Source organism: Mesotoga sp. HF07.pep.5.2.highcov, from assembly GCF_003666285.1.
GTDB lineage: Bacteria > Thermotogota > Thermotogae > Petrotogales > Kosmotogaceae > Mesotoga > Mesotoga prima.
On record NZ_JFHJ01000605.1, the window covers coordinates 1 to 9,962 of the forward strand.

General features: G+C 43.9%; 10 protein-coding genes and 2 pseudogenes. 8 read left to right on the forward strand and 4 right to left on the reverse strand.

Annotated features, from left to right (window positions below; genetic code table 11):
- A pseudogene (locus BG32_RS12880) lies at positions 1 to 326 on the reverse strand (glycoside hydrolase family 13 protein); the annotation flags it as partial.
- Positions 323 to 1,252, reverse strand: a complete 930-nt coding sequence (locus BG32_RS12885; RefSeq protein WP_121526946.1) for a DMT family transporter — start codon at positions 1,250 to 1,252, stop codon at positions 323 to 325. The pseudogene BG32_RS12880 and the gene BG32_RS12885, both read right to left, overlap by 4 nt.
- Positions 1,253 to 1,373: 121 nt before the next feature.
- Here BG32_RS12885 and BG32_RS12890 point away from each other — a divergent pair, with 121 nt between their 5' ends.
- The gene (locus tag BG32_RS12890) at positions 1,374 to 3,842 is read left to right on the forward strand and encodes a hypothetical protein (RefSeq protein ID WP_121526947.1); all 2,469 of its coding nucleotides are present in this window, start codon (positions 1,374 to 1,376) and stop codon (positions 3,840 to 3,842) included.
- On the opposite strand, the gene BG32_RS12895 is transcribed toward BG32_RS12890, so the two are convergent.
- Complete coding sequence (locus BG32_RS12895) at positions 3,831 to 6,080, reverse strand: TIM-barrel domain-containing protein (RefSeq protein WP_121526948.1); 2,250 nt, start codon at positions 6,078 to 6,080, stop codon at positions 3,831 to 3,833. The genes BG32_RS12890 and BG32_RS12895 overlap by 12 nt on opposite strands.
- 90 nt (positions 6,081 to 6,170) lie before the next feature.
- Here BG32_RS12895 and BG32_RS12900 point away from each other — a divergent pair, with 90 nt between their 5' ends.
- The 4 genes from BG32_RS12900 to BG32_RS12915 all read left to right on the forward strand — a co-directional run bounded on the left by BG32_RS12900 (position 6,171) and on the right by BG32_RS12915 (position 7,819).
- Positions 6,171 to 6,485, forward strand: coding sequence for an SCP2 sterol-binding domain-containing protein (locus BG32_RS12900; protein WP_006487132.1), 315 nt, complete (start codon positions 6,171 to 6,173; stop codon positions 6,483 to 6,485).
- Positions 6,486 to 6,836 carry a hypothetical protein gene (locus BG32_RS12905; RefSeq protein WP_121526949.1) on the forward strand — a complete coding sequence of 117 codons (351 nt, stop codon included), beginning with the start codon at positions 6,486 to 6,488 and terminating at the stop codon, positions 6,834 to 6,836. It begins immediately after the preceding gene.
- 78 nt (positions 6,837 to 6,914) lie between these two features.
- On the forward strand, positions 6,915 to 7,556 hold the full coding sequence (locus BG32_RS12910) for a lactate utilization protein (RefSeq protein WP_006487134.1): 642 nt from the start codon (positions 6,915 to 6,917) through the stop codon (positions 7,554 to 7,556).
- The gene (locus tag BG32_RS12915) at positions 7,553 to 7,819 is read left to right on the forward strand and encodes an acylphosphatase (protein WP_006487135.1); all 267 of its coding nucleotides are present in this window, start codon (positions 7,553 to 7,555) and stop codon (positions 7,817 to 7,819) included. Before BG32_RS12910 ends, BG32_RS12915 begins: the two co-directional genes overlap by 4 nt.
- 6 nt (positions 7,820 to 7,825) lie before the next feature.
- Here BG32_RS12915 and BG32_RS12920 read toward each other — a convergent pair whose 3' ends face one another.
- Entirely contained in the window at positions 7,826 to 8,485 is a 660-nt protein-coding gene (locus BG32_RS12920) for an HD domain-containing protein (RefSeq protein ID WP_006487142.1), read from the reverse strand.
- A gap of 96 nt (positions 8,486 to 8,581) precedes the next feature.
- On the opposite strand from BG32_RS12920, the gene surE reads away from it, so the two are divergent.
- From surE to BG32_RS17210, 3 genes and pseudogenes are all read left to right on the forward strand, one after another.
- Positions 8,582 to 9,340: a 5'/3'-nucleotidase SurE gene (surE, locus tag BG32_RS12925; RefSeq protein ID WP_006487144.1), complete on the forward strand. Its 759-nt coding sequence runs from the start codon at positions 8,582 to 8,584 to the stop codon at positions 9,338 to 9,340.
- A gap of 2 nt (positions 9,341 to 9,342) precedes the next feature.
- Complete coding sequence (gene def / locus BG32_RS12930; protein WP_014731129.1) at positions 9,343 to 9,834, forward strand: peptide deformylase; 492 nt, start codon at positions 9,343 to 9,345, stop codon at positions 9,832 to 9,834.
- Positions 9,835 to 9,962, forward strand: a pseudogene (locus BG32_RS17210) (methionyl-tRNA formyltransferase); the annotation flags it as partial.

Genomic DNA, 9,962 nt, shown 5'->3' on the forward strand with positions numbered 1-9,962 from the left:
CTGTGTCTGACAGAATCATGTAGGACCTCGAAATCCTCGACAATCATCACAGACATTTCTCTTTCATTCTCGTAAGATTTTTCATCGTTCCTTTCATCTGGGAAACTCGATTCCTCTGTGGTGAAATAGTAACGGTATCTACCAGGTTCAAGAGAAACCTCTGCTGTCCACCAATCGTTTTCCAGTCTCATCATTTCGAGTGTCATTGATTTTTCCATAACTACTACTGAAGGTGTGCTCTCCGATGTGGTCAAGAAAGATACTCCGCATCCTAATGTCATAACCGTTAAGAAAAGGATGATCATCATTTTCTTTACTAACATCATTTTGACTCCTCCCTTGTTTTTCTTCTCGCCAAGGCATTGGCACCCCAAACTCCCAGAAGAATTAGAGATATCCCAATTACCTGAAGTGGACCGAATCTCTCGCCTCTGAAGACAACTCCGGCTAAAAGAGATACGACAGTCGACAGATAAACGAATACCGTTGATCGCGACGCTTCAAGCTTAGAAAGCATGAAATTGATGAGGAAAAAGGCTCCGACCGATGACAAAGTGCCCAGATAAAGCGCTGCTATGGCAACCTGAGGTGTACCCAAGCCAAAAATGTAGAAAGAGAACTCTCCTTTTATCAAAGATGTTACCACAGCGATCAAAGTGAAAGAGATGAAACCCATAGTCATCATATGATATGTTATTTCCCATGCTTTAAACCTGACAGAAGCCTTTCTTGACAAAATATTGTAAAAGGCAGCTGAAACTGTGCTACCTAAAAGAATGATGGGTCCAAGGACACTGCCGCCCGTTGAAAGACCCTTCCCGGCTGTTATCAGAACTATTCCCAGTAGCGCGGTCAAGACTGAGAACACTTGAGGAGCGGCAAGTCTTTCCTTAAGAAAGACTCTGGCGAATATAAGAACGAATATCGGAATTGTCGAAAGCAGGATACCAGCTTCGGACGATGTCGACAGTGAGACTCCAACGTTCTCGAAGATGAAGTACATGACCGGTTGAACAAGACTGAGCAAAAGCAAATCCTTGAAAATAGACTTGTATGGCCTTACTTTGATTACACCCAACGCTCTCAGGAGAGAAATCGTCACGAAAGCGACTGAAAACCGGTACGAAAGAAAGTACATCGGATTTGTATATTCAAGAGCGTTTTTCGTAAACAAGAAGGAAAGACCAAATATCACCGAAGAACCAATGCCAGCAAAATAGGCCAGAAGTCTGTCCCTTTCTTTCTCTGCCATAAAACACCTCAATCAATAATATCACCGGGAAAAACAAACCGGCAACCCGAGAACGTTGTCTGCTACACATAGTCTATAATAATAGTAGTTGTGCTTCGTTTTCAGAGGGCGGTGGCTTTTTTTGTTCAGAAGATATTTCTTGATAACATTTCTCTTATTGTCGGCATTTCTTTCCGGGTATTCATTTAGGGATCTCGACTGGTTGAAGCATGAGTCCGATCACTTTGTATACTTGTACCATAAGGAAGTGGCTTCCTCTATTTTTCAGGTTGAGGCGTTGGCGGAAGATGCCTTTGATACTCTAAGTGAGTTGTTTGGCAATCCGTTTAAAGAGAAGATAACTGTGATCATCGGTGGCTATGAAGATCGTTCTAATGGGCTGGCAAATCCAGTTCTTGAATCGATTTATATAATGACAGTTGGAATGGACTACCCATATAGAAACGACGGTTTTTGGCTGGAAGAGGTGATCACTCACGAACTGACTCACCTGTTTCAGATCACTTCGGTCACTGAATTTGGAAACATACTGAGAAACTATGTCTCCAAAGCCTATTTGCCCAATGCACTTCAGCCTATGTGGCTTACTGAAGGCTTTGCTCAACTGGGAAGTGAACTAATCGGAGATCTTTACGAGTACGACTACAGGCGATTGCCTTTTCTGCTAGATCAATTAATGGAAAATGAGCCATTTTCGGAGGAGACTGTAGTAACAGGGTTCAGCGGAATAGGCGGAGAGTCTTACTACAATTACGGCTATGCTTTTCTTTCTTATCTTTCCGAGACTTACGGAATCAAAAGCTTACTGGAACTTGTGAAAGTGAAGAGGGGACTTCTTGGTCTCACGGGGATAGAGCTTGCGATAAAGAAGGTATATGGAAAAAGCTATGAAGAGCTTAAAGGGGAGTTCATAGAATATCAAATCAAGAAATGGGAAGCTGCGGAAGTACCCTTCGTTTACGAATTCTCACGTGGCGTTGGCGAATTCGTCAATCATTTCAGACCAAAGATTTATGACGGGAAACTTTACTATCTTTCTCTTGATAGGCAGATGAAATGTTATTCTCTCAACATCGAAGGCGTTGAGATATTTAATTCTACAATGGAGATTGTGGATTTCGCAGTCTTTGAAAGCGAAATAGCGCTTATCCTCTTTGAAGAGGAGCAATCCGAAACCAGATTGTATTTCTTTAGGGAAGGCAAGTTAGAGAGAACAAAAACGGCTCATCTTCGTGAAATCGATTATTTGGGCAAGGATAGGCTTCTTGTTGTGAGAAACAATCTCGGCATTTCTTCGATAGAAATCCTTTCTTTGAGAACGGAAAGGGTAACCAGGATCTTCACACCACTTGATCCTTCGACTCAAATTGACAATATAAGAGTATCTTGTGACGGCAGTTTAATTGCATTCAGAATTAACAATAAAGGCGACAAGTCACTGGCGATTTATAACTCAAGCACCGAAAAGTTTGGATTTTTTGACGTTACGAATGATTTCTCGATTGGTGGTTGGGTTTCCGAGGGATTTTTAATTTCTGTTAAGAACGAGTTCGGCAGCGATGTTTATGTTGTCACATCTGAAGGTGAGATGATCGGAAAGAGCTCCTTCTCAAGATATGTTAGGGAACCAGTAATGATTGCAGACGGCGTGATTGCCGTAGGCCAGCTTCAGGGAAGGAAGCTGCTCTTCTCCTCCAACACAAAACCAACCGATTATAGTTTGGAGAGCAAAGAAATCATTTTGAGTCCTCCTCAAGAAATAGAGGGAGTCGCTTACAACGGCTTTTCAGACTGGAGATTCGTTTCGCTACTTCCCTTTAAAGGGATTTCGGTGCTCTTTTCCGACCTAACTTTTCGCAACAAGCTTCTTGGAGGGGTGTCGTTCGACTTCGAGACGATGTTGTTTGGAATCAATGTTCAACTCTTCAGCGAAGACTATTTGCCGGTGGATTTCTCTCTGTCGCTCGAATATGCCAATCTTGAGCCGAAAGCTCTGTTAAACGTTTACAGGCGCTACAGGATTAATCCCAAGCTTTCTTTCGGTTGGAAAGCTTCGCTTGAGTATCCTTTGAGAATTGCCGGTTCCCTCGACGCGGCCCTTGAGGATTCCTCAACACTGTACGGAGGTCAGGCCTCGCTCAATACACTGATAAATGTTCGAGACACACAGACGGCGACTTCTAATCTCGTAGATGTTGGAATAAACGTAGACTTCGATTGGAATAAGCACGGATTTACTATAGATTCGACAATTTACTCCAGAGTTACTTTCGGGGAAGAGCCTTCCATAGTCCCGGTGGAACTTTGGGGCTTTAGAGACGACACTAACATTGTTGCCGGCTTTTCCCTGGACTCGGATTATGTCATTTCGAGAAGGGGTCTCAATGTGATGAATCTCGTCCATTTCTCAGAGGAAGGTATTGGGGGAAAGATCGACTTTTTGATCGGTAGTCGGTTTTCCTGGAGAATAGCTATCTACAAGTTTGAAACAGCCTTCCTGTACGCAGCCTATCCCATGCACATAAAAGCAGGAATCATGCTTGAAAACACTAGACTGCTCCCTTATCTGGATTTTGAGCTAATATATTAGAAACTCACAACCATCCGGGGAATCTGTAATCGATCTTTTATAAAGCTTTCTTCCATCGTGTATTTCGAACTCTATCCTTCTTTCATCACACTTGAAGCTACCTTCTTGGGGTTTGACTTCAACCTTCAGCCCGTTTGAAGTATTATCAACTATGATTGTTTTTGATGAATACTCGCCTCTCTTATATGCCTCTGTGAGACCATCATCCTCATATAGGTAGAATTCGGCCCTATCCTTAACAAAGCCCAAGAACTTCAGAGTTTTCCAGGAGCCGCTTTTCACAAATTGCAGACCGTCCGTCATGGCAACGAGCGAGTCTTTCTTCAAAAAGTAAGGAATGATGTTGAGAGGTGCTTTTGCCCATGAATGACCGCTGTTGACCACTTTTCTAGTGTTGAGATCAAGCCACTCTTCGCCTGGAAGATAAACATGCCTTCCTTCGGAATTTCTTTGATAAACGGGAGCTACCATTATCGAAGGACCGATCATGAACTGGTCGTCGGCATAATACGTTTCGCTATCGCCGGGCCAAATCAGAGCGAGCGGTCTAACCATAGTCATCTCCCCGTTTGCAGATTGTTTATGTACCGAATACAGGTATGGAAGAAGAGAATAGCGTAGCTCAATCGCTTCCCTTACAAGTTCCTCAACTTCCTTGTCGAAGGCCCAGGGTTCCTGATTCCTTGTCCCTATGGCGCTATGATTTCTGAAGAAAGGGAGGAAAGCCCCAAACTGTGTCCAACGAACTAGCAATTCTCCGGAGCAATCGTCACCGAACCCTCCGACATCGCATCCGGTGAAACTAACTCCTGCTAAGGAGATAGACTGAATCAGCCTAATCTCATTCAGAAGCTGCTCCCATTGACTTGCATTGTCACCAGTCCACAGGACTGCATAACGTTGTATTCCAGGATACGAAGACCTGGTTATATTGAACGGTCTCAGATCAGACTTGCTCTTCCTGATTCCTTCGTATGCGGAACGAGCCATATTGAAGCCATAGATATTTCTTACCTCTCTATGAGAATGAGTGTTCCCATCGTCATCCTTTTGAACGAAATCTACTCCGTGATCGTAATACTTCTTCTTCGAAATAATCTTTCCAAAAAGGAATTCAGTTTCGATTCCAGAATCATGAAGCTCTTCGGCCATAAGCTTAAGTTCTAAAAGAGATTCCGGTGTATAGAAGATAGCAGGTTCGTTCATGTCGTTCCAGAATCCTGAGACTCCATTCTTTATAAGACGATCATAGTGTTGTCCCCACCACTCTCTTGCGTTAGAGTTTAGAAAATCTGGGAGCCTCGATTCTCCAGGCCAGACGGCAGCTCTAAATGGGCTACCGTCCTTTCTCAAACAGAACAAGTCTTTCTTCTGCCCTTCTTCGTAAATATCAAACCCGTCCTGAGCTTTGACCCCCGGATCGATTATTGCAACAGTCTTGATCCCCATGCTTGACAGCTTAGCCGTCAAGGAAGAAAGATTAGGGAAGCGATTTTTGTCGCACGTGAAGACCTTGAAATCATCCATGTAATCAATATCCAAATGAATTGCATCGCACGGAATGCGGCGTCTCCTGAAATTTTCAGCAATCTCTAAAACCGTTTCTTCGTTTGCATATGACCATCTAGACTGATGGTAACCTAAGGACCAGGCAGGAAACAACAATGGATTCCCTGTGAGCTTGAAGATGCGTCTAATTGTATCAGAAGGACTCCCAACGAAAATGAAAAGATCGAAACCGTCCCCCTCAATGCTTATTTTGATTGTGTCTCTATTTTCAAATCCAATGTCAAAACTCGAATAACCTGGATGGTCAAGAAAAAGAGCGAACTGCTCTTCGGGGGAAACAATGTGGAAAACGGGAAGAGATGAATACAGTCTCCTCTTTGATGGCGAGTGATCAGGTTCGTCGGTATTGTACATCTCATAGATACTGCCTCTTTTGTTCAAAGGTCCCATTGTCTCTCCTAGCCCTAGGACAGCCTGGTTCTTCTGGAGCGTGATGTTCACAACATAACCGGCGTCATTCTCAGCGACACTCATCTCATTACCGGCTCTTGAAACAAATGTTCTAGCCTGTCCAAGATCTAATACGCCTAGAAGTTGACATGCACCCAGCTCGTCAAGTTCCTCTTCGGGTTCAATTATCACCGCGCCGCTCTTCAGCTTTGTCTTTCCCTCTCTCACAACACTGACCTTAACAACAGAATTCAAATAACGAAAGAAGCGTTTCTTCAATTCGTCACCCCCGGTTCTTAGAAATATCGTTCTCATTGTACAGCAAGATGGTAGACTTTGTATGTATTTTGAAAAGCAGGAGGTAGATCGATGACCGTAAGGGAGGCAGTCTGTAAGATAAAGAGCCTGAGAGCCGAAAGGCTTTCAGAAATCAGCGGCACATATATGTTTTTCATCGCGGGTGGGGAACCATCAAAATTCGCTGTCGAAATCTTGGATGGAAGACTTGAAGTGTACGAGGAAGACAAACCTTCGGATTGTTCCATAAGTACTGATCTTGAAACCTTCGAAGGAATTGTCGGAGGAGCTGTCAATCCTTTTGCTGCTTTTATGAGCGGAAAACTCAAGATTTCCGGAGATCTGACTTTCGCAATGAAATTGAACAAGCTACTTGGAGGTGAATAGATGTCGGCTGAAGTGATTATACTTGCCTTTGAAGGCAAGAAAGCTTGTTTTTTACATGCGCTCCTAAATGCACTGGACATGTCTGAAAAGGGAATCGAAGTGGCTATCGTGATGGAGGGAGAATCACCCAGTCTCTTGAAGGAAATTGTAAACGAAACGGATGCTCTACATGGGCTTTACAGCGAGGCAAAGAGGAAAGGTTTGATCAAGGCCGTTTGTTATGGTTGTTCAAAGTTGATGGGTGTGCTTGAGATAGTGGAGAAGGAAGGTCTTCCCTTAAATGGAAGTATGAAGAACCATGTGCCTTTGGCTCCTTATGTAGAGAGGGGAGCGGAGATAATTACCTTTTAGTCTATTGAACGCAGCTTGCCCGTGACACCACGAAGCAGAGCAGATCAGAATATTTTTTTCTTGGGAAAGGAGTCCTTTATGAGAAACAGTCTAAGGCGTTGGAAGAACGAGAAACTCTCTGAAAGACTTGCGAAAGTTTTCGAGAGTAAGGCGATAAAATTCATGTACTTCCCCGATAAAGAGATGGTCGTAGATGCGGTTTCAAAGCTCGTTCCTGACGAAGCAACTGTGAGTGCGGGAGGTTCCCTTACTCTTCAGGAAACTGGGGTATCCGACCTTCTGAAGTCTGGAAAGTACAACTTTCTTGATAGAGATTCTGTTTCTGGTAATGAGGAAAAGAAGAGGATAATGATCAGTGCGTTTGAGGCCGATTATTATTTCTGCAGTGCAAATGCCATAACTGAAAGTGGCGAGATACTTTTGCTTGATGGCAACGGTAACAGGGCTGCCGCAGTTACCTTCGGGCCCGACAAAGTGATTCTAATTGCTGGAGTTAACAAGGTTGTCAGCGATTTAGACGCTGGAATCAAGAGGATTAGATCAATAGCACCGATGAACGCTAAAAGATTGAATCTGCATACTCCCTGTGCTGAAAGCGGTCTCTGTACCGACTGCGACAGCGATGAAAGGATTTGTGAAATATACTCGATAATTGTTGATTCAAGAAGAAGACCCTGGAGATACACAGTTATTCTGGTCGGTGAAGAACTGGGCTTATGAGGACGGTAAGGATTAGAGTCTACGGACGCGTACAGGGAGTGGGGTTTAGATATTACGCTCTGTACACCGCCAGGTCTCTGGGCATAACTGGCTATGTCAGGAACGAACCCGATGGGAGCGTCGAGATAGTTGGCTCTGGGAGAGATCCCGATATTGAGGCTTTTATTGAAAGCATTGATCGGGGCCCTACGTATGCAAATGTAACCAAGACGGAAATTGAAGAGCTACCCTTCATGAGATTCGAGTATTTTGAAATCAGATAATGAAGTTCAGATCCCACCCCATTCTGAAAGAAACTGTTTCACGAATTGCACGACAAATCTGTAGCGGTTTTCTGCGATTTCCTTTGCGGTCTTCGTCCAGAAACTCTCCGGAGTTATCTTCAATATCTTCTCAAAGAAATGATTAATGGCAGTACTTGAGTACCCTTTGTATGAATCACCTGGCTTGAGCTTTGGTGAATGAAGAGGAGTTCCCGTTTTTCCCGAAAATGAAAAAACCCTTGCGACAGCAATAGCACCTATTGCATCGAGCCTATCGGCATCTTGCAGTATTCTTGCCGACATGCTGGAAGGGTTTAATCCAGAAGAATATCGGTGCACCTTAATTGCTTCAGAGACTTCGAAAGTGAATTGAGATTCGAAACCCATCTCATTCAAAAGCTGAAACGCATATTTCGCTCCGCTCTCCGCATGATCTATTCCAGTGAAATCCTCTTCGGGTCGCTTAATATCGTGAAGAAGTGCAGCAATGACCGCAATTTCGAGGTTTGCCCCTTCACGGATGGCTATTTCACTCGCACTTTCAGTTACTCGTAGAACATGAGAGATGTCATGAGCCGGGTCGTCGTAATTCTCAAAAGCCTTCTCGACAACGCCCAAAATTTCTTTTATGTGCGGTATGCAGTTGATGAGTCGGTCAAAGTCCACAGGATGCCCCCTGAGTCAAAAAGAAAAGTTGCGCTCAATATTGTAGAATAAGTATACAAGATGATTAGTTCGAACAGTTAAGAGGAGGTACAAATATTGAATATCCTGGTTACAAATGACGATGGAATAATGTCGCCCGGAATTATAAAACTCGCGGAAGCGCTTTCGGAAGAACATGATGTCCTAGTTGTTGCTCCAGACGTTGAAAGAAGTGCAACTGGGCATGCAATAACAATCAGAACCCCGCTTTGGGCCAAGCAAGTAAAAGTTGGCAACAAAAACATCGGATATGCCATAAACGGTACGCCTGCCGACTGTGTTAAACTTGGACTTCTGGCAATTTCCGAAAAGAAGATCGATTTGGTCATCAGTGGTGTAAACAAGGGTCAGAACATGGGTATAGATGTCCTTTATTCGGGAACGGTTTCAGGTGCTCTAGAAGGCGCCGTAATGGATACTCCATCGATTGCAGTTTCAAGTAGTGACTGGAGTAATCCGGAATTCGAGACTGCCGCAGCGTTTATGGTAAGTTTTCTCAGAGTCTTTGATGTTAAGATGATGCCAGACTTCACGGCCCTCAATATAAATGTCCCTTCTGTCAAATCTGAGGAGCTCAAGGGTTGGAAGGTGACGAGGCAGAGCAGACGGAGATACAAGGACTATTTCGAAAAGAGAAAAGATCCATACGGAAATAACTACTACTGGATATTCGGAGAGGTAGTTGAAGATGAGTGCTCAACCGATTGCGATTATAATGCCGTAAAGTCTGGATTCGTATCGATAACCCCTCTCCACGCAATAATGACAGATAATGATTACTTTGAGAAACTGAAAGAGATTTCAAGAGGGTGGTAAGAGTGAAAGTGATTTACATAGGAAATCCTATATTGAGAGATGTTTCGGAGAAGGTAGAGGTATTCGATGATGAACTCAGACAGTTCGTGAATGAACTGAGTAAGACGATGTATGTAGAAGACGGAGTTGGTCTTGCAGCACCGCAAGTAGCGATATCGCGAAGGCTCTTCGTCTACGACCCCGGCGACGGACTAAGGGTTGTAGTAAATCCCGAGATCCTTTTTAGAAGCGATGAGAAGGTCAAGATAGAAGAAGGTTGCCTAAGCATACCCGGAATTTACGCAGATGTAGTCAGACCGGCCTCCGTTCGAATTCGTTATCAGGACGAGTATGGTCATTACCATGAAGACGACCTCACTGATTATCCCGCAAGGATAGTACAACACGAAACCGATCATCTGGACGGGATACTCTTCGTCGACTATCTCTCGTCAGCAAAAAGGGCAATCTTGAAACCCAAACTTGATCAGATAATTAAGGAAAGCGTTGGATAGATGAATATTGTCTTCATGGGTACGCCGGAGTTTGCTGCATCACATTTGAAAGCGCTTGTTGAGTCAGGTGTTAAGGTAATAGGTGTCTTTTCGCAACCCGACAGACCTAAAGGAAGGGGACGAAGAGT